Genomic DNA, 26,926 nt, shown 5'->3' with positions numbered 1-26,926 from the left:
ATAATGAAAACGATGATGGAAAAAGTACGTATGGACAACGCGAGCAGAAAGAGATTTCTTGGCTGAAAAAATCTCCGTGTAAAAAATACCGAAAGCTACTCCAGAGTGCAACTAATACCTGCCGTTCGCCTACGTTACAGGCGCTTGAGATATGATGTGTTTTTAACGCATTATAAATTAGGGTGGTACCACGAAATTACAGTCTTCGTCCCTTTACCGGGATGAGGGCTTTTTTGTTTTTCTGGATTACATCATCATCATTCAAAACATTTAAATTATTTTAGGAGGAAAACAACATGACAAAAACTATGACAGCTTCAGAAATTCGTCGTCTATACTTAGACTTCTTTAAAGAAAAAGGACACCATGTAGAGCCATCAGCACCACTTGTACCAATTAATGATGCATCTCTATTATGGATCAACTCAGGGGTAGCAACATTAAAACCTTACTTTGATGGTCGCATTATTCCAGAAAACCCACGTATTACAAACGCACAAAAATCAATTCGTACAAACGATATTGAAAACGTAGGGAAAACAGCACGTCACCATACATTCTTTGAAATGTTAGGAAACTTCTCAATCGGCGATTACTTCAAAAAAGAAGCTATTCACTATGCATGGGAATTCCTAACAGATCCAAAATGGATGGGCTTTGAACCAGAAAAGTTATCAATCACAATTCATCCAGAAGACCAAGAAGCATATGACGTATGGCATGACGAAATCGGTATTCCTGCTGAACGTTTAATCCGTTTAGAGGGGAACTTCTGGGACATCGGGGAAGGTCCATCTGGTCCAAACTCTGAGATTTTCTATGACCGTGGTGAAGTATATGGTTTTGGTGCACCTGAAGAAGAAATGTACACAGGTGGAGAAAATGAACGTTATTTAGAAATTTGGAACCTTGTGTTCTCTCAATTCAACCACAACCCAGATGGCACATATACGCCACTACCAAAACAAAACATTGATACAGGTATGGGATTAGAACGTATTGTTTCAGTTGTACAAAATGTACCAACAAACTTCGATACAGACCTATTCATGCCAATTATCGAAAAAACGGAAGACTTCGCAAACCGTAAATATACACGTCCACAAGAAGTTGACTTAAAAGAAATTTTCGGTTCAACGGAAGATATTAACACACCATTCAAAGTAATTGCTGACCATATTCGTACAGTAGCCTTTGCGATTGGTGACGGTGCATTACCTTCAAACGAAGGTCGTGGCTATGTATTACGTCGTTTACTACGTCGTGCGGTTCGTTATGCTAAACAAATTGGGATCGAAAAACCATTCATGTTTGAATTAGTGCCAACTGTTGGTGAAATTATGGAAGACTTCTACCCACAAGTAAAAGAGAAGGAAGCATTTATCCAACGTGTTATTAAAAACGAAGAAGTTCGATTCCACGAAACTTTAGACGGCGGTTTAGCAATCTTTAACGATGTTGTTGAAAGTCAAAAAGCTAAAGGTGAAACAGTGATTCCTGGCGCGGATGCATTCCGTTTATATGATACATTTGGTTTCCCAATCGAATTAACAGAAGAGTACGCAGAAGAAGTTGGCATGACAGTGGATCACGAAGGGTTCAATTCATCGATGGAAGCACAACGTGAACGTGCTCGTAATGCCCGTGTGGACGTGGACTCAATGCAAGTTCAAAATGAAGTACTGTCAAATTTAACTCAAGAATCAACATATATTTATAATGCTTTAGAAGCTTCGACATCAGTTGCAGCAATCGTTGTAAACGGCCAAGCGACAAAAACAGCTTCAGAAGGCGATGAAGCACTTATTATCTTATCTGAAACACCATTCTACGCTGAAATGGGTGGACAAATCGCGGATACAGGTATCATCGAAGCAGATGGTTTCACTGCCATCGTGAAAGATGTACAAAAAGCACCTAACGGCCAACCGTTACACACAGTAGTTGTTGAATCTGGTGAAATGCACGTAGGAGATAAAGCTACAGCAAAAGTAAATCGTGAAAAACGTACACTAATCCTTAAAAACCATACAGCTACTCACTTAATGCACCGTGCATTAAAAGACGTATTAGGCGATCACGTAGCACAAGCAGGTTCTTATGTAGGTCCTGACCGTTTACGTTTCGACTTCTCTCACTTCGGCGGGGTAACTAAAGAAGAATTAGCACAAGTAGAACGTGCTGTGAATGAAAGAATTTGGGACGATATTGAAGTTGTTATTAAAGAAATGGATATTGACTCTGCAAAAGCAATGGGGGCAATGGCACTGTTCGGTGAAAAATACGGGGATATCGTACGCGTAGTAGCTGTATCTGATTACTCAATCGAGCTTTGCGGTGGGTTACACGTTTCTCGTTCATCTGAAATTGGCATTTTCAAAATCGTTTCAGAAGGCGGTATCGGAGCAGGTACTCGTCGTATTGAAGCGGTAACAGGTAAAGCGGCATACGAAGCAATTAAAGAAGAGGAAGCGGTTCTTAACGAAGCAGCTCATCTTTTAAAAGCAAATCCAAAAGACGTGGCTACTCGTGTTGCTTCATTACAAGCAGATTATAAAGAATTACAACGTGAAAATGATTCATTATCACATAAAATGGCGAATGCACAAGCGGGCGCAATTCTTGATGCAGCACAAAAAATTGGGGACGTAACAGTTCTTGCAACACGTGTTGATGCAAAAGACAACAATCAATTACGTCAAATGATGGATGATTTAAAAGAAAAAATGGATGCAGCAGTAATCGTACTTGGTGCAGTAGCAGATGATAAAGTCATGCTTTGCGCAGGTGTAACAAAAGATATCGTAGGCGGAAACTATCACGCAGGTAACATCGTGAAAATGGTGGCAGAAGCTACTGGCGGTAAAGGTGGAGGCCGTCCAGATATGGCGATGGCTGGTGCGAAAGATGCTTCTAAATTAGACGAAGCATTAGCAGCTGTGTACGAGCATGTAAAATCTTTATAATTCGAACTTCCTGAAATTTACTCAAGCATATTTGAAGTGCATGCTCGAATAAGCTATAATAGAGAAAATGGAGATGGGGTCTAATCACTCCATCTCCTTATTGCTGAAAGCGAGGTGCTGGTCTTGAGTTCTTTCGATCAAACGATGAAATTTAGTTTTCCTGAAGAGTCAATGGAACAAGAAGTAAAGCAAGTGATGTTGAAAGTGTATAAGTCATTAGAAGAAAAAGGCTATAACCCAACAAATCAAATTGTCGGTTATTTGTTATCTGGTGACCCGGCATACATCCCTCGCCACCAGGATGCACGTAATTTAATCCGCAAGCTCGAGCGAGATGAAATTCTTGAGGAGCTCGTAAAATTTTATATTAAGAAGAATACTGAGGCGGAAAAATGAAAATTATGGGTTTAGACGTCGGCTCAAAAACGGTCGGTGTCGCGATAAGCGATGCATTTGGCTGGACGGCTCAAGGGATAGAAACTGTAAAAATTAATGAAGCGATAGGCGAATTTGGTATTGAACGTATTAAAGAGCTTGTAAAGGAACACAATGTAACGGAATTCGTTGTTGGGTTTCCGAAAAACATGAACAATACAGTTGGACCACGTGGGGAAGCATCTGAAAGTTATAAAAAGTTACTAGAAGATACATTCGGCTTCCCAGTAAAATTATGGGACGAGCGTTTAACGACAATGGCTGCAGAACGTATGCTTATTGAAGCAGATGTAAGCCGAAAAAAACGCAAACTAGTCATTGATAAAATGGCAGCGGTTATGATTTTACAAGGATACTTAGATAGTAAAAACTAAACGTTTTGTTCAAGCAAAACGTTTAGTTTTTGCCTTGAAAGCGAAGCTTCAAAGGCAAAAATTAAAGTCGCTCCAACATGAGACGTATTGGTTCTTAAAATGTAACCAATTTTGTATAATAAATGGAGTAATAGGTTAAGCCTAAATATTATGAAGAGGTGACTATAATGTCAGAACAACAACAAAATCAAATTACAGTAGTAGATGAAAATGGAAACGAACAACTTTGCGAAATTTTACACACTTTCGAATCAGAAGAATTCGGTAAATCATACGTATTATATTCTTTAGTAGGCGCTGAAGAAGACGAAGACGGCGCAGTGGAAATTTTTGCCTCAGCTTTCGTACCAGCTGAAAACGGTGAAGATGGCGAATTAACGCCAATCGAAAATGAAGCTGAATGGGATTTAATCGAAGAAGTATTAAACCAAATTGAAGACGAAATTGGCGAAGAAGAATAATCTTTTCGTAATTTAACATGAAAATAAAGCAGAGTAGGCAAGAGCCGACTCTGCTTTGTTATTATAGGAGGGCCTTTCATGGAAGATCAAATTTTTGTATTACAAACAGAAGACGGGAAAGAGCAACAATGCCGCGTTGTATTTTCGTTTGATTCGGACGAGCATTCATATGTACTATTTTCATTAGTAGGTGACACGGATACTGGTATTTCAGCATTACGCTATGAAGTAGATGAAAATGGTGAAATGTCGAGTTTTTCAGATATCGAAACGGATGAAGAATGGGCAATGGTAGAAGAAGTAATGAATACAGTCATCGCTGAATTTGGTGCTGACCAAGCGAACTTCTTTACAATCACGAATGATCAAGACGAAGAAGTGATGTGTCAAATTTTACACCGATTCGAGCAAGGCAATAAAAACTATTTATTCTATGCTATTTTTGAAGACGATGCACCAAACTTAGATGAAGTATTCGCATCAGCTTACATCGCAGGTGAAAAAGGTGAAGTTATCGATTTATTACCAATCGAAACAGATGCTGAGTGGGAAATGATAGAAGAAGTTTTAGCCTCGTTAGCACAATAATAACTTGAAACTTCATTAGTCGCGGTTTTCTTCATCTCCCACTTGTTAAAGCAATCGGTCTTAGCTAATGCGGGATAAACCATTTGAGAATCTAATTAGCCATAACGGGTTAGTTAGATTTTTTTGTAGCGAACAATTTTTTAGGGCATTCGTCAGTTGAAAAGAGTTTAAAATAGAACAATTCGTATTACTTTTATTCGTTTTATTGTATCAACTAGAAATATTTTGTATCATTATGAAAGAAAAAGGGGGGACGCCCGTGTTAGATGAAGAGAAGAAACAAGAAATGTTCAAAAAAATGAAAGATAGAAAAGGGGAGATTCGAACTGTGCGAAGAGTCGTTTCTATTATTGCAGTTGTTGCTCTCATAGCATTAGTAATCATTGGATTTTTAGGTTATAAATACATATCTTCTGCTTTGGAACCAGTGGATCCAGAATCGAATGATCAAATTGCAGTTGAAATTCCAATGGGCTCAGGGATTACCGTGATTTCATCTGTTTTAGAGAAAAAGGGAATTATTAAAGATGCGAAGATTTTTAAATATTATACGAAGTTTAAAAACGAATCAGAATTTCAAGCAGGCAATTATTCATTAACAAAATCAATGACGCTAGATGAAATTATCGAAAGTTTAAAAACAGGTCGTGTATACCGTGAGCCGGTATTTACAATGACGGTACCCGAGGGATTAACACTCGACCAAATTGCGAAAATCGTAGAAAAAAATACATCTATTTCTGCAGAAAAATTTATGGAAAAGACTACCAATAAGGCATTTATTGAACAAATGATGGCAGAATATCCGGAATTATTAACAGAGGCTATTTTACAGGAAAATGTTCGTTATGCATTAGAGGGATATTTATATCCTGCAACTTATCCTTTCTTTGAAGAAAATCCGACGATTGAAGAGATTGTTAAAACGATGTTAGACGCGACAAATTCAATTGTTTCAGATTTTAAAGTAGTACTTGAAGAAAAACAAATGTCTGTTCATGAGCTGTTAACATTCGCCTCTTTACTAGAAGAAGAAGCAACTGCACAAACCGACCGTGAGACAATTGCAAGCGTATTCTTCAACCGTATCGCCATTGACATGCCACTACAAACAGACCCAACCGTTTTATATGCATTGGGATCACATAAAGAGCGTGTATTGTACGAGGATTTAGAGGTACAAAATCCGTATAACACCTATCAAAATGTTGGCTTACCACCAGGACCAATTGCAGGGGCAGGAAAAGTATCAATTGAAGCAGCATTAAATCCATCGCAAACGGATTATTTATATTTCTTAGCTGATAAAGAAGGTACGAACCACTTCGCAAAATCTTATGACGAGCATTTAGCAAATATTGAAAAATATTTAAAATAAGTAATTGAAAAGGAATCGAATGTCTTGAAACTCCGTCAAAAGGCGGAAATAGTTAAGATTGTTCGCATTCCTTTTGTTTTCATGCTATTATAAGTTGTGATTTTTTGTCCTTATATATAAACATTGTAGGCGCAAACATCTCGTTTCGTCTTTTTATTATGTCGATAAAGACTTGCGCAAACAATCAAGTAAAGGGAGATTGACGAATGGAATTATCAGACGCTTATATTGCTTCCTTCATTCCTGAACGTGATGAATTACTCGTTGAAATGGAACAGTTTGCATTAGAAAACCACGTTCCGATTATGCAGCTTGCGGGGATTGAATCGTTGAATCAACTTTTACGTATTCAAAACCCAAAATCGATTTTAGAAATTGGTACGGCCATAGGTTATTCTGCAATTCGAATGGCACAGGCGATACCAGAATGCACGATTGTGACGATTGAACGTGACGAATCACGTGTCCAGTATGCGAACCAATTCATTGCAAGATCAGAGGTAGCAGACCGTATTCAAGTAATTGAAGGCGATGCATTAGATGTGGATTTAGAAAGTATTCAAAAGTCTTTTGATGCGGTTTTCATTGATGCGGCAAAAGGGCAATACATGAAATTTTTCGAAAAATATGCGCCGCTCGTACCATCAGGCGGAGTATTATACATCGATAATATGTATATGCACGGACTTTCAGATTTAGATATAAAAGAAGTACCGAGAAGAAAAAGAACAATGATTCGAAACTTAAAAACATTTTCTGATTGGATTATGGCACATCCAGATTATACGAGTGCTTTCTTCCCAGTTGGAGATGGATTGTTAATTTGTTTGAAGAGGTGACGAAAGGTGAAAAAACCAGAACTATTACTTACACCCCAATCAGTTGAGCATGTCGTTGCATTATTAGATGCAGGTGCAGACGCTTTCGTAATTGGTGAACAAAAATTTGGACTACGTTTAGCTGGAGACTTTACAGTAGCTCAAGTTGAAGAAGCAACGAAACTAATTCATACTGCAGGTAAGAAAGTATATGTAGCAGTGAATGCTATTTTCCACAATGATCGTTTAGATGCATTAGATGACTATTTAAAAGAAATGGTACGTATTGGTGTGGATGCACTAATTTTCGGTGATCCAGCAGTAATTGTAGCGGTACGTGAATTAGGCATTACAATTCCTCTTCACTGGAGTCCAGAAACAATTGCAACAAACTGGTTCCAAGTAAATTATTGGGGCGAGCGCGGCAGTAAACGTGCTGTATTAGCGCGTGAGCTTTCAGTTGATGAAGTGATTGAAATTAAAGAAAACACAAAACATGAAATCGAAGTGCAAGTACACGGGATGACATGTATGTTCCAATCAAAACGTTCACTATTAGGTAACTATTTCTTATACCGTGAAGAAGCGATGGAAATTGAAAATCGTAAAGACAATAAAAACATGTTCTTACATGACAATGAGCGTAAAAATAAATACCCAATTTATGAAGATTTAAATGGTACACACATCTTCTCACCAAACGATATGTGCATTATCGAGGAATTGAATGAGTTATTTGAAGCAGGAATTGATTCAATGAAAATTGATGGCGTGCTACAATCATTTGATTATGTTGTTACGGTAACTAAGCTATATCGCCAAGCAATCGATACATATTTCGATCAAGGTGAAGATGCGTATGACGAAATCAAATCCGAATTATTTGAGCAAGTAGAAGCAATTCAGCCAGCGTTACGTCCACTGGATACTGGCTTCATCTTCAAAGAAACAGTTTACTAGAGGGGAGAACGTCACAGCATGCTACAGTTAATTCAAAATGAAAAAATCCGTGAAACAGTTAACGGAAAAAAAGTAATTACGAAAAAACCTGAGCTTTTAGCACCAGCAGGAAGCTTAGAAAAATTAAAAGTAGCCGTACACTACGGTGCAGATGCCGTATTTATCGGTGGTCAAGAGTTTGGTCTACGTTCAAACGCAGGTAACTTTACAATTGACGAAATGCGTGAAGGTGTTGAGTTCGCCAAGAAATATGGTGCCGTTATTTACGTTACAACGAATATCTTCGCACATAACGAAAATATGGACGGCTTAGAAGAGTATTTACAAGCAATTGAGGGTGCTGGCGTTAAAGGGATTATCGTGGCGGACCCATTAATTATCGAAACTTGTAAAAAGTGCGCGCCTTCTTTAGAAATCCACCTTTCTACACAGCAATCATTATCAAACTGGAAAGCTGTGAAGTATTGGAAAAGTGAAGGCTTAGAACGTGTCGTGCTTGCGCGTGAAGTTGGCGGCGAAGAAATGCGTAAAATGAAAGAAGAAGTAGACATTGAAATCGAAGCATTCGTGCACGGTGCTATGTGTATCGCTTATTCAGGTCGTTGTACACTTTCAAACCATATGACTGCACGTGATTCAAACCGTGGTGGCTGCTGTCAATCTTGTCGTTGGGACTATGACCTATACGAAGAAAAAGAAGGCGAAGAAGTAGCGTTATTCAACGAAGGCGAAGCGCCATTCGCTATGAGCCCGAAAGATTTAAAATTAATCGAATCAATTCCTCATATGATTGAGCTTGGCATTGACTCATTAAAAGTAGAAGGTCGTATGAAATCAATTCACTACGTAGCAACAGTAATCTCTGTTTACCGTAAAGTAATTGACGCTTACTGCGCAGATCCAGAAAATTTCACATTCCAAAAAGAATGGTTAACTGAATTAGCGCGTTGTGCAAACCGTGCAACAGCTTCATCATTCTTTGAAGGTGAACCAAGCTACAAACAACAAATGTTCGGCTTCCACTCACATAAAATGAAATGGGACTTCGCCGGTTTTGTTATGGATTATGATCAAGAAACACAAATGGTCACATTAGAACAACGTAACTACTTCAAACCAGGAGATACAGTTGAGTTCTTTGGTCCTAATTTAGAAACATTCCAAACAACTGTTGAACAACTTTGGGATGAAGAAGGTAATGAGCTAGATGTAGCACGTCATCCATTACAAATCGTAAAATTTAAAGTAGATCGCCCAATATCGCACTTTGATATGATGCGAAAGGAGAATAACTAAATGAAAAAGCGTCCAGTTGTTATCGGGATTGCAGGTGGTTCATGCTCAGGTAAAACGAGTGTAACCCAAGCTATTTATGATGTTTTCCGCGATCATTCCGTAGTTGTCATCGAACAAGATTATTATTACAAAGACCAAAGTCATATGACATTTGATGAACGTTTATTAACAAACTATGACCATCCATTAGCGTTTGATAATAATTTATTGATCGAACATATTCATAGCCTACTTGACTATAAAGCAGTTGAAAAACCTGTTTATGATTACGTTCAGCACACACGTTCAGAAGAAGTAATTCACGTTGAGCCAAAAGAGGTAATTATTATCGAGGGAATTTTAGTATTAGAAGATGATCGTTTACGTGATTTAATGGATATTAAATTATTCGTCGATACAGATTCTGATTTACGTATTATTCGTCGTATTCAACGTGACATTAAAGAGCGCGGTCGTACTGCAGATTCAGTAATTGATCAGTATCTTTCGGCTGTTCGTCCAATGCACAATATGTTTATCGAACCAACAAAACGATATGCAGATGTGATCATTCCAGAAGGCGGCGGCAATAATGTTGCAATCGACTTAATGGTAACGAAAATAAAAACAATTCTTGAATCTGATCCGATTGTGTAATATGATGGGTAAGTATTTACAATATTTACATTTCAACAATCGATGAGAACATAAATAAGCATTCACGAAATTCGGCTGCTAGTAAACGCGGTGTAAGTGAGCTTCTAAACGAAGCAACCTACACATATCGTTAACTAGTAGTCGGGTTTTCTATTATTTATTGAACAAAATACGCTTGCAATATTCATAATGGATAAATCGTATAATTAGAAAAAGAAAACGAAAAAGTAACCGTTTTCAAGTTATTATAAGGAGTGGTAATGATGTCAATTGAAAAACAATATCCAATGACACTAGAAGGTAAACAAAAATTAGAAAATGAATTAAACGAATTAAAAACAGTAAAACGTCCTGAGGTGGTAGACCGTATTAAAGTGGCACGTAGCTTTGGTGACTTATCTGAGAACTCTGAATACGATTCAGCAAAAGAAGAGCAAGGTTTCGTTGAAGGGCGTATTTCTTTAATCGAGCAAATGTTACGTAACGCATTAATTATTACAGATGATGTAACAACAAATGCTGTATCTTTAGGGAAAACAGTTACTTTTGATGAGTTAATTAAAGGTAAACGTGCGGACTTTGAAGAGTCTTACACAATCGTAGGTTCTGCAGAAGCAGATCCAGTGGAAGGTAAGATTTCAAACGACTCACCAATCGCAAAAGCATTAATGGGTAAACATGTAGATGATGTAGTTAAATTAACAACACCAGGCGGAGATATGGAAGTTGTTATTTTAAAAATTAAATAATTTTAAAAAATAACAAGCAGTTAGCGAATGATGCTAACTGCTTTTATTTTTGTTAAGGAAATTATAAATCCATCGTATTGTGGATAACTTTTAAATAAAGCATATCTCACGTCTAGGCTAAAGCGCCAGCCCCTCGAGCTTTTCGACCCCTCCTACGAAAGTGATGGAACGTTTACTTTCTTGTCGGGTCCTCCAAAGCTGTTCGGGGCTAAACGGACGCTTTAGCGCTTTTGTTCTTGGAGAAAAATAGGTCTTTGAAGAAATTTGTATAGGAAAAAATATCATTTTGCGCGATTGAAGTGCAAAATATGTTTTTGAAATGCTAAAATGGATGCATGCATAGGGGGAGATGAAATGGAACGTAAAAGACGGTTTCAAACACGACAACAGTATGCGGAACAAAAAGCAAATGAATCAAAATTTGATAAGGTCAATCACTATTTAAATTATTTAATCGCAATTGTTGCGGTATTAATTATTTTTACGCTTTGGTTTATTCTTTCAAAAGATTCGAAACCCGATACAGACGTGGCAGAAGCACCAGAACAAGCTGAAACGGTCGATAAGGACACGAATACGTCTTCTAATGAGGAAAATGAAGATAGCCCTTCAGAAGAGGGGGAAAGCGAAACAGCGACCTCTGATGATGAAACAACAGATGAAACAACGAATCAGGCTTCCGAAACGATTGTAAATTCTTCATCAGATCCAACTGTATCGGAAGTACAAACGAATCCCGATTGGCAAGCATATCCGACTGAACAAACAGGAGAGCATGTATCCGCTTTTGAAAAAGGGAATATCGATTATGAAGAAAAGCTAAAAGCAATTTTTAGCGTAATTGATTTGCAACAAGAAAATAGTATTGTTTTGAGTGTCCGTAATAATGGTAATACAAAGTCTGCAATCGCAGTTGTCACATCAATGGATAAAGAGAAAAAATACCGCGTTAGTATTGAATGGATTGACGGTGAAGGATGGAAACCTGTTCAACTAGAAGTATTAAATTCATTGGACGGTGTGAATTAATCGAAATTTCCTTGACGAATGACTAGTAAATTGATTATTTTTAGAACAGTGTCTAAATATTGGAGGAATGAATTTTATGAAAATCGCCGTTATTGGTGCAATGGAGCAAGAAGTAGAATTACTACGTGCTGCATTAGAAAATACAACAACAGAAACAATCGCAAACAGTGAATACACAACAGGTACATACGAAGGTAAGGACGTTGTACTTTTAAAAAGTGGTATCGGGAAAGTAAATGCTGGAATGTCGACTACTATTTTATTAGAAAAATATCAACCAGATGTTGTCATTAACACAGGCTCAGCAGGTGGTTTTGACACATCACTTAAAGTGGGCGATATCGTCATTTCTGATGAAGTACGTCACCATGATGTAGATGTAACTGCTTTCGGTTACGAAATTGGTCAAATGGCGGGCATGCCAGCAGCATATCATTCAGATGAAAAATTGATCGAAGTTGCAAAACAAGCTGTAGCTGAAGTGGGTGAACATGCATCTGCACTTGGTCTAATTTGTTCAGGGGATGTATTTATGAGCAATCCTGTACGTGTAGAAGCGGTTCGTAAAGACTTCCCAACAATGAAAGCAGTTGAAATGGAAGCAGCTGCCGTTGCACAAGTATGCTATCAATTTAATACACCATTCGTAGTTATTCGTGCGTTATCGGATATTGCAGGTCAAGAATCGAACATTAGCTTTGATGAATTTTTACCAGTAGCTGCCAAGCATTCAACACAAATTGTGTTAAAAGCAATTACAAAACTATAATTCATCATTCGTTCAAAAAATGTCTTTCTATGTGTTAAAAAAGTCACAGTCAGTTTTTTTATTAAATGTTAGGGTACTAGTAGAATGACTACTTTCGTTTTTTAAGGAGGCTTAGCAAATGGTATTTTTAATGGCAATCGCAATGGGTATTACAACGATTTTAGGATTAGTTATGTTTGCTGAAACTAGTGAAGGCATAGAATAAAACCATGTTTTTCCATATTGAACAAATAAGCAGGGTGTTTTGTGAGTAAATCTACTTACAAGGCACCTCTTTTATTGTTGCGCATGTTCGTTATGCTTAAATTGTTGATACAGCTTTATGAGTGCACGTTTTTCGATGCGTGACACGTAACTACGTGAAATATTTAACAGCTGCGCAATTTCTTTTTGCGTGAGTGGATCAGCATTCTGAAGTCCGTAACGGTAGGAAATAATTTCGAGCTCTCTTGGGTCTAATGTATTCAAATAGCGATACAGCTCATCGAAATGCTCCTTTTGTTCGATATGTTCCATTGCGGAAGGTTCTTCCAGTTGCAACAAATCTCGAATTTGTAAGGATTGACCGTCTTTATCAGTGCCAATGGGCTCAAAAAGTGAAACATCTTTTTGGACCTTTTTTTGAACGCGCAAATGCATGAGGATTTCATTTTCAATACAGCGTGCAGCATACGTAGCAAGACGTGTTTTTTTCTCTGGCGTAAAGCTACTTACAGCTTTCATTAAGCCGATGGTGCCAATGGAAATATAATCATCTAATAATTCATGAGGGGGATGGAATTTTTTTACGACATGCGCAACTAATCGCATATTATGTTCGATTAATTCAATGCGCGCTTGTTCATCACCTTCCATATAGCGTGCAATCACTTTTGCTTCATCTTCTCGAGAAAGTGGATTATAAAAAGTTTGGCCTTTTAAATAGCCTATTAAAGCGGGGAGTTCAAGCCAAATCTGCAACATAGAAGTGAACATACCGCTCAAGCGAAACATCCTTTCTTTTTCGACAGTATATGACAACAATTTAGTGGAAATGAAAAAAAGTGTAAGAGACGAATCGCTCTTACACTTTCTTTAGTGTGAATGTACTAATCATTAGAAAAGCTAATACTGGGAATAAGATCATGTAAAAAGTTACGGATAACATGTTGGTAAAGAAATATGAGAACGTAAGTAATGTACCTGCTGCGGTAATTGGCAGCCCAACAAAATAACCGTTAGAATCCATGACGTTAAATCGTGCTAAACGTAAAGCCCCTGCTGCAATAAATAGTACTGGCATCATCATGGCAGTTACGCCACCGTCGATAAGTGCAACTTCATACATTAGTAACGCGGGCGCAACACCAAATGAAATAATGTCTGCCATTGAATCGAGTTGTTTACCAAGCTCCGATTCTTGATTGAATTTGCGAGCTACTTTTCCGTCGTAGCGATCTAAAAATGCAGCGATGAAAATTAATAAGACACCGTAGCTATATGATTCATTAAGTGTGGCCATAATAGCTGCGCCACCAAATGACATATTCGAAATTGTAATAATATTTGCTGCGTTAGATTTTATTTTTTTTACTGTTGAATCAACTTTTTGAAGTAAAAACATTAGAACACTCCTTTGCTTAATCCGCTATATTCTATTATACTTCTAAATTTTAAAAAAGGTAGTAGTTAAAATCTAATAAGACCTTTCCATGAACGATTATCCATTATATAATTTATCTTTATCCCACCTTCGATAAAGGGTGAAATAAGAAAAAAGTGGCAATATTAATAAGGCTTATAAAAGCTTATTTAGACTATTGGAGGTCCATGGATGAAAGAAAAATTATATCAAAGCTTAATCGAACTTTCAAATGGAAAAATCTCTTCGAAAATTTTACAACGCACGGCACAATCTGCTGTAAGTAAAAAATTTATTCGTAGTTATAGTAATATATACGGAATCAACTTAAAGGAAGTTTCAAAATCTCCCGAGCAATTTTTAAGTTTGCATGATTTCTTTGTTCGCCAATTAAAAGAGGACGTACGAAAAGTGGATATGCGAGTGAATATATTTACGAGTCCTGTTGATGGGAAAATAGAAGCATTCGGAAAAATTGAGGATGGCATGACGTTTGTCGTAAAAAATAAACCGTATTCAATTGTTGACTTATTGGGAAGTGATTCGCAAGCTAAACGTTATGAAAATGGCCAATATATTGTATTTTATTTAAGCCCAGCAGATTATCATCGTATTCATAGTCCAATTGATGGTTTTCTTCGACATCAGTATGTATTAGGACAAAAATCGTATCCAGTGAACCAATTAGGATTGCAATATGGCAAAAAACCGATAAGTCATAACTATCGTATGGTTAGTGAAATTGAATATGATGACACGCACATGACAGCGTTTATTAAAGTGGGTGCGACATTTGTCAATTCAATCAAGTTAACGAATACAACGAAAAAATGGCTTAAAGGAGAAGAAGTCGGGTACTTCGCTTTTGGTTCGACTGTTGTTATGTTATTTGAAGATGATGCCATAAAATTCAATGAGCGAGTCATTCGTGGCACGATGATAAAAATGGGAGAAGCCTTTGCTACTATGTTATAATAAAGAAATAAATTTTGAGTAAGGGGCTACGAATTTGTATAACTTTTTATTACCAAATGAATTTGTGAACAGTGTGTTTGAAATTACACCTGAAAAACTAAATGAATTAGGCATTAAAGGTATTATTACCGATTTAGATAATACGTTAGTGGAATGGGATCGTTCAGATGCAACGGAAGATTTAGTGGCATGGTTTGATATGATGCGTGAAGCGGGCATTAAGATTATTATTGCTTCAAATAATAATGAGGAACGTGTGCGTAAATTTGCAGAACCACACGGAATTCCGTTTATTTTTCGTGCAAAAAAACCATTAGGCGGGGCATATTATGCGGCGCTTGTACAGTTACGTTTACGTCGCAATGAAGTTGCCATGCTAGGAGATCAGCTATTAACGGATATCATGGGTGCAAAACGTCAAAAGTTATATACGTTTTTAGTGCGTCCCGTTGCCGATTCAGATGGCTTAGTCACAAAATTTAATCGTTTTGTTGAACGTCGTGTTTACAACGATTTGAAACGAAAAGGTCAATATCCTTGGGAACAATAGTACCAAGTGTTGCACAATAGTGTGCGAAATAGTTAGGAGGAATTTTTTTTATGAATGAAATGCCACAATGTATTGGCTGTGGAGCACTGATCCAAACAGAAGACAAACAGGGGCTAGGTTATGCACCTGCATCTTCTCTAGAAAAGGAAACGATTATTTGCCAACGTTGTTTCCGCTTAAAAAATTACAATGAAATTCAACCAGTTAGCTTAACGGATGATGATTTTTTACGTATTTTAAATGGTCTTGGAGAGCAGCAAGGTCTTATCGTTAAAATCGTCGACATCTTTGACTTTAACGGCAGCTGGTTACCTGGTTTACACCGATTTGTAGGGAATAACCCAGTACTTTTAGTTGCGAATAAAGCAGATCTTTTACCGAAATCGGTGAAGGAAAAGAAAGTAATCAACTGGTTAAAACGTGAAGCAAAATCGTTAGGCTTAAAACCAATTGACGTGAAGCTTGTTTCTGCACATAAAGGAATGGGCATGGCTGAAGTTGTAGAGGCGATTGAAGAATATCGAAAAGGACAAGATGTTTATGTTGTAGGTTGTACGAATGTAGGGAAATCTACGTTCATTAACCGCATTATTAAACAAGCAACAGGCGAAGGCGAAGTGATTACAACATCTCATTTCCCAGGTACAACATTAGACATGATTGGTATTCCACTAGACGATGGTTCATCACTTTTTGACACACCAGGGATTATTAATCATCACCAAATGGCACACCATATTGATTCAAGCGAATTAAAATATATTATGCCGAAAAAAGAATTGAAGCCGAGAGTATACCAGCAAAATGCTGGTCAAACATTATTTATCGGTGCATTAGCACGTTTTGATTTCATTCAAGGTGAGCGAGCAGCGTTTACGGTACATGTGGCGAATGATTTACCAATTCACCGTACAAAACTAGAGCGCGCGGATTCGTTATATGCAGAGCACAAAGGGGAGCTATTAGCACCTCCAACTGCTGCACATATTGATAAAATGCCAGAACTAGTTCGTCGCGAGTTCTCAATTAAAGAAGATAAAATGGATGTCGTTTTCTCAGGTCTAGGTTGGATTACTGTACAAAACGCTAATGTAGTCGTAGCGGCTTATGCACCAAAAGGCGTAGAAGTATTCATCCGCCCATCATTGATTTAATTTTAACTAGATATTAGGTTGCATAATCAATGGCTATAACATGAAAGAAGGAACTATTTCGATGAAAAAGTGGTTTGCGGTTATAGGAGATCCAATTGCACAATCAAAATCTCCAGAAATGCACAATGCATGGTATGAAGAAGACAACGTGGATGCAACATATATCCCAATTCATGTAAAGCCTGAGCAATTACAACAGGCAGTTGAATCGTTCAAGCTGCTAGGTGCTAGTGGTTGGAACGTGACAATTCCACATAAACAAACGATTATTCCGTTTTTGGACGAATTAGATGAACTTGCTGCTAAAATGGGTGCGGTGAATACCGTTGTCCGCACAGCAGAAGGCAAACTTAAAGGCTATAATACAGACGGCCCAGGCTTTGTAAAATCTTTGGAAAACGTCATTGGGACAACTTGTCGTGATGAGCATGTTTTAATCATTGGTGCGGGTGGTGCTGCACGTGGGATTGCCTTTGCTCTTCAACTAGCAGGCTATCGCAATATAACAATTGCCAACCGTACTGTTGAAAAGGCTCAGCAAATTATCGCTGAATTAGGTACTGGAAACGGGATTTCAATGCAGCAGGCTGAGCAAAATTTAATGAGCTACAAAATTTTTATTCAGACAACGCCTGCAGGTATGTCAACAGGGAACTTTGCATTGCCATTTTCGCTTGAAAAGTTCCCAACAGGCGCAATTGCAGCAGATATTGTGTATAATCCATTAATGACGCCATTTTTGCAGGCGGCTGAGCAAAAAGGCGCTACCATTGTGAATGGCTTAGGTATGTTCGTTCATCAAGGGGCCATTGCCTACCAATATTGGTTAGGTGACTACCCAAATACAAATGTAATGATTGCTCGCTTAACGAAGCAATTAGGAGGAAATTAAATTTTATGTTAACAGGTAAACAAAAACGTTTTTTACGTGCTGAAGCACATCACTTAGATCCAATCTTCCAAGTTGGTAAAGGTGGCGTAAATGATGCAATGATTGCTCAATTACGCAATGTATTAGAAGCTCGCGAACTAATTAAAGTTCGTATTTTAGATAACTGTGAAGATGACAAACGTGAAGTAGCACAAAGCCTAGCGGAAGGCACTCGCGCTGAGCTTGTACAATTAATCGGCTTAACAGTTGTTTTATATAAAGAATCTCGCAATAACAAAAAAATCGTATTACCAAAAGTTGCTACGAAGTAAGGTGAATTGTGATGAAGAAGGTTGGTCTTTTTGGCGGAACATTTAACCCCGTGCACATTGGACATTTAATTATGGCAAATGAAGTTTATGCAGCACTCGATCTTGCGGAAGTTCGTTTTATGCCAAATGCAACGGCTCCACATAAGGAAACTTCAGCATCAGCTACGAATGAACAGCGTCTTCAGATGGTAGAGCTTGCCATCGAAGGCATCTCTTATTTTAAAGTGGAACGCTTTGAAATGGAACGTGGTGGTGTATCATATACTTATGACACGATGAAGGCAATGCGTGAACATGAGCCAGATGTGGAATTTTATTTTATCATCGGTGGCGACATGATTGATTCCCTTCATACGTGGTATCGTATTGATGAACTAATGGAGCTCGTTCACTTTGTTGGTGTGAAGCGTCCTGGTTCAAAAGCGAAAACTTCATACAATGTGCAGATGGTAGAGGCGCCAGAAATCAATCTTTCTTCAACCTTTATTCGAAAACGATTACAGCAAACAGGACCATTGCAGTTTTTATTGCCACTTACTGTAGAAAGCTATATCCGAAAGGAAGGTCTTTATGGAGCGACAAAAATTACTCGCGGCCATTAAAGGTCGTATGCCTGAGAAACGCTATATTCATACTATTGGCGTGATGGAAACAGCAATTACATTAGCAAAAGCATACGGAGAAGATCCTAAAAAGGCTGAAGTCGCAGCGATTTTACATGATGTTGCGAAATTTGCAGATGTAGATTGGATGAAACGGATTGTAATCGAACAAAAGCTTGATAAGCGTTTGCTTGATTGGGATGCAGAAATATTACACGGACCAGTTGGCGCATGGATTGCACAAACTGAATTTGGCGTTGAGGACGAAAACATGTTAAATGCGATTCGTCATCATACAACGGGACGCGCGAACATGACAAAATTTGAAAAAATAATCTATGTAGCAGACATGATTGAACCGAACAGAAAGTTTGAAGGAGTAGAGGTGCTAAGAACTTTAGTGAAAAAAGATTTAGATGAGGCATTTCGCGCTTGCGTATTGCACACTTTAAGCTTTTTAATCGCTTCTGAACAAGCCATCTACCCAGTATCAATCGACTGCTACAATAGCCTAATGAGAGAGGATTAACATACATGAATGAAACTTTATTAAATCTTACGTACAAAGCAATCGATGACAAGCGAGGCGAAGATATCATTGTATTAAATATGCAAGGTATTTCACTTTTAGCAGATTATTTCGTTATTGCAGAAGGTAGCTCAGAGCGCCAAGTGCAAGCGATTGCGCGTGAAATTAAAGCTCAAGCTGAAGAAGCTGGCTTTGAAGTTCGTAAATTAGAAGGTCTAGATACAGCGCGTTGGATTTTAGTTGATATGGGCGATGTTGTTGCACACATTTTCCACAAAGACGAGCGTGCTTACTATAACTTAGAGCGTTTATGGGGAGATGCACCGCAATTAGACGCACCACAATTAGAAGAAGATGACGAATAGTTATCACCGTTTTGCGGAAGTATACGATGAGCTAATGACTGATATTCCATATGATGAATATGTTCAGTGGGTTCAATCGCATGCGCCTGCAACTGGGTTTCCAAAGCTTCTAGACATTGGCTGTGGGACAGGGACGTTAGCGTTTATGTTGCATCAAGCAGGCTATGATGTTTCGGGTATTGATCTATCCGAAGAGATGCTAGCCATCGCAAGCAGTCGTCTGGGTGCAGCTGGTGTATCGATTCCGCTCTATGCGATGTCAATGGATGAGCTAGACGGTTTTGATAATTTAGATGTTGCCATAATTCCGATTGATTCAATCAATTACGTAAAAGAAGAAGCAAATGTTGTAGAAACATTAAAACGTATTTATGGCAGCCTTCGTAATGGGGGACAACTATTTTTTGATGTTCACTCACTTTTCAAAATGGACGAAATCTTTTTAGATGGTCCATTTACGTATGATGACGGAGAAATTACGTATGTGTGGCATACAGAACAAGGCGAATTCGAGCATTCGGTTTATCATCAAATGACGTTTTTCGTTCAAACAGCAAATGGCTTATTTGAACGTTTTGACGAAGAACATTTCCAACGTACATTTGTGTATACACAATTTGAAAAGTGGCTAAAAGAAATTGGCTTCTCACAAGTTGAGATAACAGCGGACTGGACGACGGAAGCACCGTCTGAAGAAAACGAACGTATCTTTATTCGCGCTGTAAAGTAAATAGCTGAAAAAGAAACTTTCGGCGATTTTGAACGAAACATCTTTTCATTAAGATAGGAACTTTGTATAGTGGAGGTAAGCTCCATATATAAAACCATCTTGATCGAAAGGGTGTTTTTTTATTCTTTCATTTCTAGAAAAGTACGGAAAACAACTACTCATCCCTGGTAGTATTGGAATAGCCTTCCTCGTTTATTTCTTCTTTATACAAGATTCCCCTGAACAATCCTCAATAGAAACGATTGATACCATTTCTACATTCGCAGCTACGGACCCTGTACCTGAAATTGAACAACCTTTGGTGGATAGCTCACCGCAATCTATAGTAGTTGATGTGAAGGGTGCTGTTCGCTATCCAGGCGTTTACACGCTTGAAGATGGGCAACGAATTGTTGATGCTATTGAACTTGCTGGTGGTTACATCGATCAAGCAAATCCTTCTATAATTAATCATGCACAAAAGTTGCAAGATGAGATGGTCATTTATATTCCGAAAATAGGTGAGGAGATAAGTGAAACAATCGAACAGTTGGTACAGGTACCGCAAACCACGACTTCCTCTAGCGGCTCTTCTAAATCTGGCAAAATCAACTTAAACCAAGCAGATGAAAATGGTTTAACACAGCTGCCAGGAGTTGGTCCGTCGAAAGCAAAGGCTATTATTCAATACCGCACAGAACAAGGGCAGTTTCAAGTAATTGAAGATTTAAAAAAAGTAACTGGTATAGGTGAAAAAACATTTGAGCAGTTAAAAGATTTAATTGATGTGAAATAACGAGAGATTTCTGAAATATCTTACATTGCGATTCATAACAACTACGTTTAAACTAAAAGTGAATCAAATTTTGGGGGTTATCATATGGAGCGTATTACTTGGGATCAATTTTTCATGGCACAAAGTCATTTACTTGCCCTACGAAGCACATGTTCACGATTAGCTGTAGGATCAACAATTGTTCGTGAAAAACGTATTATTGCAGGCGGTTATAACGGGTCTATTTCAGGTGACGAGCACTGTAACGAACAAGGGTGCTATGTGATCGACAATCATTGTGTTAGAACCGTTCATGCTGAAACAAATGCCTTACTGCAATGCGCAAAATACGGAACTCCAGCGAACGGCGCAGATCTTTATGTCACACATTTTCCTTGTTTACCTTGTACGAAAACAATTATCCAAGCTGGGATTAAAAATGTGTATTACGCAAAAGATTATAAAAACAATCTGTACGCGATGGAGTTGTTTAAAAAGGCGAATGTTAATGTCGTACATATTCCATTTGATGAAGCGAAAATTGATTTTTTAAAGGATGAAAAGTACGCATTAACATTTGAAATGCTGCAAAAGCTACGCGAACTTGGCGCAAGTAGGGAAGAATTGCTCCCACTTGAGGAGAAGATGCATGCTTTATTTGGTCAACTTATTCAAGCATAATTGGATTTATTATGCCTTATCGATTTTAATTAGCGCGCTTGCTGCCTTTGAATCGGTAAGGCTTTTATTATTATTACTTGGGTTACTTATCCTTTTTGGCTTCTATAAAAAAATGTGGAAAGGTCATTTGATTCTTTTAACTGTTATTAGCGTTATGTCGTTTAGTTATTTTAGTTACGAAGTGAAAAAGTTAGATGAGCCTGTTACGTTCCCGACAGAGCTAATTTGGACGGATGAATATAAAATTAACGGTGTCACGCTACGTGGATTTATGAAGGATGAAAAAAATGAGAAGCTTTATGTGACCTATCAATTCAATAGTGAACATGAAAAGCGTTATTATGAGGCACAGCAACTCGCTGGTATGCGTTTTGAGGTCTTCGGTGAACAAGTACCCCCGTCTCCTCCTGCACATCGCTACGGCTTTTCTATGGCTCGTTATTTAGAAAGTAAAAACGCGCGTGGTATTATTGAAATTTCCTCCCTTCAATTTTTAGTTAAGCAAAAAACAATATTGCAGCCACTTTATGACCAGCGTTTTAAAATGAAAGAACATATTGAACGAACTTTTCCACCTTCTCTTGTTGCAGAAGCGCAAGCCTTATTAATTGGCTTACAAGAAAATGTGGATGATGAGTTAAATCGTGCCTATCAAAAGCTAGGCATTACGCATTTATTTGCGATTTCAGGTTTACATGTTGCACTCGTATCTGTGTTATTTTTTCAACTTTTATTAAGAATAGGGGTACGTCGAGAACTTGCAAACCTATTACTTCTCGTCGTTTTACCTATGTATGCCGTTTTAGCGGGCGGTGCACCCTCTATTTGGCGTGCAGTTAGTGTGGTGGAGTTTATCATGCTGGCACAATATTTTCGTCTTAAGATACCTATGGACGATGCCTTATCACTAAGTTTTATTTTCTTTGTCCTATTAGAACCAGGTGCGATTTTTCAAGTGGGCTTTCAATTGTCGTATTTAGCCACGTATAGCTTAGTGTATTCTGGTCGTATTTTATCGCGTTACTCAAATTGGTGGTTGCAATCTTTTTTTATAACCTTCGTTTGTCAAATTCTTGTGTATCCTCTGTTATTATTCCACTTTTATGAGATTAGTTTGTCCTCCTTTTTAGCCAATATCTTCTTTGTCCCTCTATTCTCCTTTGTTATTTTACCAATCAATTTACTGCTATTGGCTCTAACTTATATCCCATTTCCTATTGATACCCTCCTTTTTGCAATTTATGAACCCCTTCGTACAGGTTTGACAAAGGCTATTATTATTCTTCAACAACCGATCGTGCAAATGTGGAATCCTGGAAGGCCGTCGATATTTTGGCTTCTTGTTCTTTATGGTAGTGTGTTTGTGACATTTTATTTACTGGATCAAGCTGCGAATATAAAAAAAGTTATCGTAATATTGCTTGTTCCTGCGATCGTCTTTCATTTTCATACGTATACACACAAAGATTTGCAAATTGCTTTTGTCAATGTGGGACAAGGGGATTGTGTCGTTATAGAACTTCCATATCGCCGACAAGTAATCGTTATTGATGCAGGAGGGTTACTGCGTTTTGACCAGGATAAGTGGAAGGAACGTAGGACCCCTTATGAAGTGGGGAGACAGGTCGTTGTACCTTACTTAAAGGGCAGAGGGATTCAAAAAATGGACCTTTTTATATTAACGCATGCCGATGCGGATCATGTAGAAGGCGCGGAAGAAGTGTTGCGAGAAGTAAGGGTAAAGGAAGTCCATGTCACGCCAAACTCACTTGAAAAAGCTGTGATGAATGACTTTTTAGATGAATTGAAGCATACGAAAACAATTGTCAAAGAACGAATGGTTGGTCATGAGTGGCAAGTGGGCGATGTGGAATTTCGTTATTTATGGCCGCATGAAACGGAATATGGAGGCAATAATGATTCGCTCGTGTTACTCGTGCAGCAAGAAGGGTTTAAAGCGCTTTTCACTGGTGATTTAGAAAAAGAAGGAGAGGCAGAGCTGGTGAAGTTGTATCCAGATTTACTGCAAAATGTTCATTTGTTAAAGGCGGGGCACCATGGAAGTAAAACGTCAAGTATCGAGGAATTCGTCGCATTAACAAGCCCACGCCTTGTTGTTTTTATGGCCGGTGAGAATAATCGTTATAATCATCCACATATTGATGTGGTCAACCGTTTTGAACAACGGAATATTCCTTATGTGACGACTGGCTATGAAGGGACGGTAGAAGTGAAAATTCGACAGGGCCAAATGCAAATAGAAAAATCAAATACCTACTTTCAAAAATAAAAAACGGAGCGACTCCAATTAATTTAGAGTCGTTCCGTTTTTACATAGAACGGGTTGCAACCTCTACTACGATTGCAATGATGAACATTACGATGAAGAAGCCTCCACCGACGATGAACCCGTTACCTACGATACCAAAGTCATTGCCTTTTAGTGCGCGACCTTGGCCTTCAAATGGGTTTTCAGAAACATAATTTGGATCTTGATGTCCTGCCATAATTATCCCTCCTAATCTCCAACCATTATAAGGCAATCATCTAAAAAATGCTATATATAATCCTAATTATTCCTTATCTAGTAAGGGTTTTCCCTGCCTTAAAATATTCACATTCTCAATAGAAGAAAAAATGTGTATACTAGAATTTACGATATTAAAGGAGGTTCCCGTATGTTTACTAAAGTATGGCAAGATTTTAAAAAAGGGAATTTCGCTCCGGTTTATTTACTTGTAGGGGAAGAATCCTATTTTGTAGATGAAACGATCCAACAATTAAAGGCCGCACTCAGTAAGGAAGAAGAGGCGGAAGTGATGACATTTGATTTAAATGAACAGCCAATTGATTATGTGATCGATGAAGCCGATACAATCCCATTTTTTACTGAACGTAAATTAATTATAGCCAAAAATGCTTCTTTTTTAAAAGCAACAGAAAAAGGAAAAGAAAAAATTGATCATGATGTGAAGCGCCTCGAAAGTTGGTTGGCCAATCCAACTGATACGGCAGTGACGGTATTTATTGCACCTTTTGAGAAGCTAGATGAGCGAAAGAAAGTAACGAAGCTGATGAAGGAAAAATCGGTCGTTTTATTAGCAGAAACACCTCAAAATCAGGATTTAGATGTTTGGATTCAAAGTGAGACGGCTAAATTCGGTAAGGCGATTACAACAGAAGCTATGAATAAGCTTGTTGAAATGGTCGGCCCGAATATGCTGCAGTTGCAAATGGAAATCGAGAAGATGTCTCTTTATTTAGGGGAAGACCATGAAATCACGATGGAACTTGTCGAAGACTTAGTTGCAAAAACATTGGAGCATGATGCGTTTAAAATGTTAAATGCGTATTTAAATCACAATCAACAAGAAGCATTAAAAATTTATCATGATTTGCTTCGACAAAAAGAAGAGCCAATTAAATTAGTCGGTTTACTCGCAAACAATATCCGCACAATGACGAATGTTTTTTATTTGCAAAAGAAAGGCTATCACCAACAACAAATCGCCAAGCAATTAAAAATACATCCTTATCGTGTGCAAATTATGCTAAGTCAAAAAAACCGTCCAGCTGACCAACGTTTACTTCAAGCACTCTACAGCTTAGCAGACGTCGATCTACAACTAAAAACAACAGGTGGTAACCGAGAGCGCCACTTGGAACTGTTTTTAATGAAAAAATTATAATAAAACAGCCACTGTCTAACTAAAATACGATAGACAGTGGCTGTTTTTCTTTTGTACACGATTCAGGTTAGACAACGAAAAAAGCCAACTGTTCAATTAAGAACAGTTGGCTTTAGAAGTTAGAATTAAGCTTTTTTCGCTAAACGAGACTTTTTACGAGAAGCCGCGTTTTTGTGAATAAGACCTTTAGAAGCAGCTTTATCTAAAGCTTTAGAAGCAGCAACTACTAATTCTTGTGCGTTATCAGCACCTGCAACGATAGCTTGTTCAGCTTTTTTAACTGTAGTACGCATAGCTGATTTAGCTTGTACGTTTAAAGCGTTAGCTTTTTCGTTAACTTTTACACGTTTGATAGCAGATTTAATGTTTGGCATATATTTTCACCTCCTAGATTTTAGGTACGAGATGAGTATCTTCTCACTTATTTCATGTGTCAATACAACAAAAATCATTCTATCAAAGGATTGAAAGAATTGCAATACTTAAATGCAAAGAATATTTACTTGACAGATTGAACAAACTTCATGTGGAGGTGTTTTCGTGAAGAAAATTGAGTGGAATTATACGGATTTAATCGATGAAACAAAAGAAGTTGTTCTCCATCAAACAAAGGAGCAAAAGGAAAAGCTTCATAGTGAACGTGGCGTTCAGATGGAAGAAATGCAACAAAACCGAGTGAAAGTTACGAAAGTAGTAGTAAATGCTGTAGGAGAGGAGAAGATAGGAAAAAAACAAGGTACGTATATTACATTATCGCTACCTACCTTAACGATTGAAGATAAACAAGGCTTTTCCCAAATGAAAGAAACGTTGCTAAAATATTTACATGAACTGCATAAAAATATTTCTTTGACGACACAATCAAAAGTTTTAGTCATCGGACTGGGAAACAAAACGATTACACCAGATGCAATCGGTCCTTACACCATTGATGCGATGCATAAAATGCAATCAGAACTTGAAGGACCCGAGTTTATTTTGTATGCACCTGGTGTTACAGGACAAACAGGCTTTGAAACAAGTGAATATGTACAGGCGTTAACCGAAAGAATCAAGCCGTCCCTTGTCATCGTCATAGATGCGCTGGCAACGAGTGGCAGTGCACGATTATGTCGAACGATTCAATTAACGGATACAGGCATTCATCCTGGAGCAGGAGTTGGAAATCAGCGAAAGGAAATTTCTAAAGAAGCATTAAATGTTCCTGTTACTGCAATCGGAATCCCGACTGTTGTTGAAGCACCAATATTAATTGCGGATGCTATCGATGTTGTGTTTCGATCAATTGCTGCAAAAATCGGAGAAAAAGGGAAACCATCGAGTAAACTTTCAGTATCAAACTGGACACCTACGAGAGAAGAAGTGGATTTAACGACAATTGAACCCATCTTTGGGGAGTGGGTAACATGGACAACCGAAGATCGACGCCAATTGTTCGAGGAAGTATTTAATACGCACCCAGAGCGACTAATTGTTACGCCAAAAGAAGTGGATTTTTGGTTAAGTCAATTTGCCTATCTATTAAGTGAAAGTTTATTCGATTGGATAAAAAATGCTAGAAGCACGTTCTAATTTTATTCCTCTCTCCATATCGTAGTGGAGAAAGGGTGTTAT

Annotated in this window: 31 protein-coding genes; 27 read left to right on the top strand and 4 right to left on the bottom strand. The window is 38.0% G+C overall.

Annotation, left to right across the window (positions count from 1 at the left end; translation table 11 throughout):
* Positions 1 to 308: 308 nt before the first annotated feature.
* From alaS to mtnN, 13 genes are all read left to right on the top strand, one after another.
* A complete protein-coding gene (gene alaS / locus DCE79_RS12380; RefSeq protein ID WP_108714493.1) occupies positions 309 to 2,966 on the top strand; it encodes an alanine--tRNA ligase in 2,658 nt (885 codons plus the stop codon).
* Between the two features lie 123 nt (positions 2,967 to 3,089).
* Positions 3,090 to 3,362 (top strand): IreB family regulatory phosphoprotein, encoded by a 273-nt coding sequence (locus tag DCE79_RS12375; protein ID WP_108713347.1) that lies wholly within the window; start codon positions 3,090 to 3,092, stop codon positions 3,360 to 3,362.
* Positions 3,359 to 3,775: a Holliday junction resolvase RuvX gene (ruvX, locus tag DCE79_RS12370; protein ID WP_108713346.1), complete on the top strand. Its 417-nt coding sequence runs from the start codon at positions 3,359 to 3,361 to the stop codon at positions 3,773 to 3,775. Before DCE79_RS12375 ends, ruvX begins: the two co-directional genes overlap by 4 nt.
* Positions 3,776 to 3,942: 167 nt before the next feature.
* The gene (locus DCE79_RS12365) at positions 3,943 to 4,236 is read left to right on the top strand and encodes a DUF1292 domain-containing protein (RefSeq protein WP_108713345.1); all 294 of its coding nucleotides are present in this window, start codon (positions 3,943 to 3,945) and stop codon (positions 4,234 to 4,236) included.
* A 78-nt stretch (positions 4,237 to 4,314) separates the two neighbouring features.
* Positions 4,315 to 4,824 (top strand): DUF1292 domain-containing protein, encoded by a 510-nt coding sequence (locus tag DCE79_RS12360; RefSeq protein WP_108713344.1) that lies wholly within the window; start codon positions 4,315 to 4,317, stop codon positions 4,822 to 4,824.
* A 259-nt stretch (positions 4,825 to 5,083) separates the two neighbouring features.
* Complete coding sequence (gene mltG / locus DCE79_RS12355) at positions 5,084 to 6,202, top strand: endolytic transglycosylase MltG (protein ID WP_108713343.1); 1,119 nt, start codon at positions 5,084 to 5,086, stop codon at positions 6,200 to 6,202.
* Between the two features lie 206 nt (positions 6,203 to 6,408).
* On the top strand, positions 6,409 to 7,041 hold the full coding sequence (locus DCE79_RS12350) for an O-methyltransferase (protein ID WP_108713342.1): 633 nt from the start codon (positions 6,409 to 6,411) through the stop codon (positions 7,039 to 7,041).
* A 6-nt stretch (positions 7,042 to 7,047) separates the two neighbouring features.
* Positions 7,048 to 7,980 (top strand): peptidase U32 family protein, encoded by a 933-nt coding sequence (locus DCE79_RS12345; RefSeq protein ID WP_108713341.1) that lies wholly within the window; start codon positions 7,048 to 7,050, stop codon positions 7,978 to 7,980.
* 18 nt (positions 7,981 to 7,998) lie between these two features.
* Positions 7,999 to 9,276: a peptidase U32 family protein gene (locus tag DCE79_RS12340; protein ID WP_108713340.1), complete on the top strand. Its 1,278-nt coding sequence runs from the start codon at positions 7,999 to 8,001 to the stop codon at positions 9,274 to 9,276.
* Positions 9,277 to 9,912, top strand: a complete 636-nt coding sequence (udk, locus tag DCE79_RS12335) for a uridine kinase (protein ID WP_108713339.1) — start codon at positions 9,277 to 9,279, stop codon at positions 9,910 to 9,912.
* A gap of 263 nt (positions 9,913 to 10,175) precedes the next feature.
* A complete protein-coding gene (gene greA, locus DCE79_RS12330; protein WP_108713338.1) occupies positions 10,176 to 10,661 on the top strand; it encodes a transcription elongation factor GreA in 486 nt (161 codons plus the stop codon).
* Between the two features lie 354 nt (positions 10,662 to 11,015).
* Entirely contained in the window at positions 11,016 to 11,690 is a 675-nt protein-coding gene (locus DCE79_RS12325) for a YrrS family protein (RefSeq protein ID WP_108713337.1), read from the top strand.
* 76 nt (positions 11,691 to 11,766) lie between these two features.
* Positions 11,767 to 12,459, top strand: a complete 693-nt coding sequence (gene mtnN, locus DCE79_RS12320; RefSeq protein ID WP_108713336.1) for a 5'-methylthioadenosine/S-adenosylhomocysteine nucleosidase — start codon at positions 11,767 to 11,769, stop codon at positions 12,457 to 12,459.
* A gap of 276 nt (positions 12,460 to 12,735) precedes the next feature.
* Here mtnN and sigK read toward each other — a convergent pair whose 3' ends face one another.
* Positions 12,736 to 13,443: an RNA polymerase sporulation sigma factor SigK gene (gene sigK, locus DCE79_RS12315; protein ID WP_108713335.1), complete on the bottom strand. Its 708-nt coding sequence runs from the start codon at positions 13,441 to 13,443 to the stop codon at positions 12,736 to 12,738.
* Between the two features lie 79 nt (positions 13,444 to 13,522).
* Positions 13,523 to 14,062 carry a CDP-diacylglycerol--serine O-phosphatidyltransferase gene (gene pssA / locus DCE79_RS12310; protein ID WP_108713334.1) on the bottom strand — a complete coding sequence of 180 codons (540 nt, stop codon included), beginning with the start codon at positions 14,060 to 14,062 and terminating at the stop codon, positions 13,523 to 13,525.
* Between the two features lie 210 nt (positions 14,063 to 14,272).
* Between pssA and DCE79_RS12305 the strand changes: the two genes are divergently transcribed.
* The 12 genes from DCE79_RS12305 to DCE79_RS12250 all read left to right on the top strand — a co-directional run bounded on the left by DCE79_RS12305 (position 14,273) and on the right by DCE79_RS12250 (position 23,913).
* Positions 14,273 to 15,055, top strand: a complete 783-nt coding sequence (locus DCE79_RS12305) for a phosphatidylserine decarboxylase (RefSeq protein WP_108713333.1) — start codon at positions 14,273 to 14,275, stop codon at positions 15,053 to 15,055.
* 34 nt (positions 15,056 to 15,089) lie between these two features.
* A complete protein-coding gene (locus tag DCE79_RS12300; protein WP_108713332.1) occupies positions 15,090 to 15,605 on the top strand; it encodes a YqeG family HAD IIIA-type phosphatase in 516 nt (171 codons plus the stop codon).
* 50 nt (positions 15,606 to 15,655) lie between these two features.
* Complete coding sequence (gene yqeH, locus DCE79_RS12295) at positions 15,656 to 16,759, top strand: ribosome biogenesis GTPase YqeH (RefSeq protein ID WP_108713331.1); 1,104 nt, start codon at positions 15,656 to 15,658, stop codon at positions 16,757 to 16,759.
* Positions 16,760 to 16,820: 61 nt separating this feature from the next.
* Positions 16,821 to 17,651 (top strand): shikimate dehydrogenase, encoded by an 831-nt coding sequence (gene aroE / locus DCE79_RS12290; protein WP_108713330.1) that lies wholly within the window; start codon positions 16,821 to 16,823, stop codon positions 17,649 to 17,651.
* 5 nt (positions 17,652 to 17,656) lie between these two features.
* Entirely contained in the window at positions 17,657 to 17,962 is a 306-nt protein-coding gene (gene yhbY, locus DCE79_RS12285) for a ribosome assembly RNA-binding protein YhbY (RefSeq protein ID WP_108713329.1), read from the top strand.
* 11 nt (positions 17,963 to 17,973) lie between these two features.
* Positions 17,974 to 18,564: a nicotinate-nucleotide adenylyltransferase gene (locus tag DCE79_RS12280; protein ID WP_108713328.1), complete on the top strand. Its 591-nt coding sequence runs from the start codon at positions 17,974 to 17,976 to the stop codon at positions 18,562 to 18,564.
* Positions 18,533 to 19,093 (top strand): bis(5'-nucleosyl)-tetraphosphatase (symmetrical) YqeK, encoded by a 561-nt coding sequence (gene yqeK / locus DCE79_RS12275; RefSeq protein ID WP_108713327.1) that lies wholly within the window; start codon positions 18,533 to 18,535, stop codon positions 19,091 to 19,093. Before DCE79_RS12280 ends, yqeK begins: the two co-directional genes overlap by 32 nt.
* Positions 19,094 to 19,098: 5 nt before the next feature.
* Positions 19,099 to 19,458, top strand: coding sequence for a ribosome silencing factor (gene rsfS, locus DCE79_RS12270; protein ID WP_108713326.1), 360 nt, complete (start codon positions 19,099 to 19,101; stop codon positions 19,456 to 19,458).
* Positions 19,448 to 20,188 (top strand): class I SAM-dependent DNA methyltransferase, encoded by a 741-nt coding sequence (locus tag DCE79_RS12265; protein WP_108713325.1) that lies wholly within the window; start codon positions 19,448 to 19,450, stop codon positions 20,186 to 20,188. The genes rsfS and DCE79_RS12265 overlap by 11 nt, the downstream gene beginning before the upstream one ends.
* Before the next feature lie 301 nt (positions 20,189 to 20,489).
* Positions 20,490 to 20,963 (top strand): helix-hairpin-helix domain-containing protein, encoded by a 474-nt coding sequence (locus tag DCE79_RS12260; protein WP_234417403.1) that lies wholly within the window; start codon positions 20,490 to 20,492, stop codon positions 20,961 to 20,963.
* A gap of 84 nt (positions 20,964 to 21,047) precedes the next feature.
* The gene (locus DCE79_RS12255; RefSeq protein WP_108713323.1) at positions 21,048 to 21,623 is read left to right on the top strand and encodes a ComE operon protein 2; all 576 of its coding nucleotides are present in this window, start codon (positions 21,048 to 21,050) and stop codon (positions 21,621 to 21,623) included.
* On the top strand, positions 21,592 to 23,913 hold the full coding sequence (locus tag DCE79_RS12250; protein ID WP_108713322.1) for a DNA internalization-related competence protein ComEC/Rec2: 2,322 nt from the start codon (positions 21,592 to 21,594) through the stop codon (positions 23,911 to 23,913). Before DCE79_RS12255 ends, DCE79_RS12250 begins: the two co-directional genes overlap by 32 nt.
* A gap of 40 nt (positions 23,914 to 23,953) precedes the next feature.
* Here DCE79_RS12250 and DCE79_RS12245 read toward each other — a convergent pair whose 3' ends face one another.
* Positions 23,954 to 24,130, bottom strand: coding sequence for a YqzM family protein (locus DCE79_RS12245; RefSeq protein WP_108713321.1), 177 nt, complete (start codon positions 24,128 to 24,130; stop codon positions 23,954 to 23,956).
* Positions 24,131 to 24,301: 171 nt separating this feature from the next.
* Here DCE79_RS12245 and holA point away from each other — a divergent pair, with 171 nt between their 5' ends.
* On the top strand, positions 24,302 to 25,312 hold the full coding sequence (gene holA / locus DCE79_RS12240) for a DNA polymerase III subunit delta (protein ID WP_108713320.1): 1,011 nt from the start codon (positions 24,302 to 24,304) through the stop codon (positions 25,310 to 25,312).
* A 125-nt stretch (positions 25,313 to 25,437) separates the two neighbouring features.
* Here holA and rpsT read toward each other — a convergent pair whose 3' ends face one another.
* Positions 25,438 to 25,686 (bottom strand): 30S ribosomal protein S20, encoded by a 249-nt coding sequence (gene rpsT, locus DCE79_RS12235; protein WP_108713319.1) that lies wholly within the window; start codon positions 25,684 to 25,686, stop codon positions 25,438 to 25,440.
* Positions 25,687 to 25,852: 166 nt separating this feature from the next.
* Here rpsT and gpr point away from each other — a divergent pair, with 166 nt between their 5' ends.
* The gene (gpr, locus tag DCE79_RS12230; RefSeq protein ID WP_108713318.1) at positions 25,853 to 26,884 is read left to right on the top strand and encodes a GPR endopeptidase; all 1,032 of its coding nucleotides are present in this window, start codon (positions 25,853 to 25,855) and stop codon (positions 26,882 to 26,884) included.
* Positions 26,885 to 26,926 lie beyond the last annotated feature (42 nt).

It is taken from the genome of Lysinibacillus sp. 2017 (assembly GCF_003073375.1).
Taxonomy (GTDB): Bacteria; Bacillota; Bacilli; order Bacillales_A; family Planococcaceae; genus Solibacillus.
The sequence above is the reverse complement of the archived record's forward strand: the minus strand, read 5'-3'. Positions and strand labels throughout refer to the sequence as shown.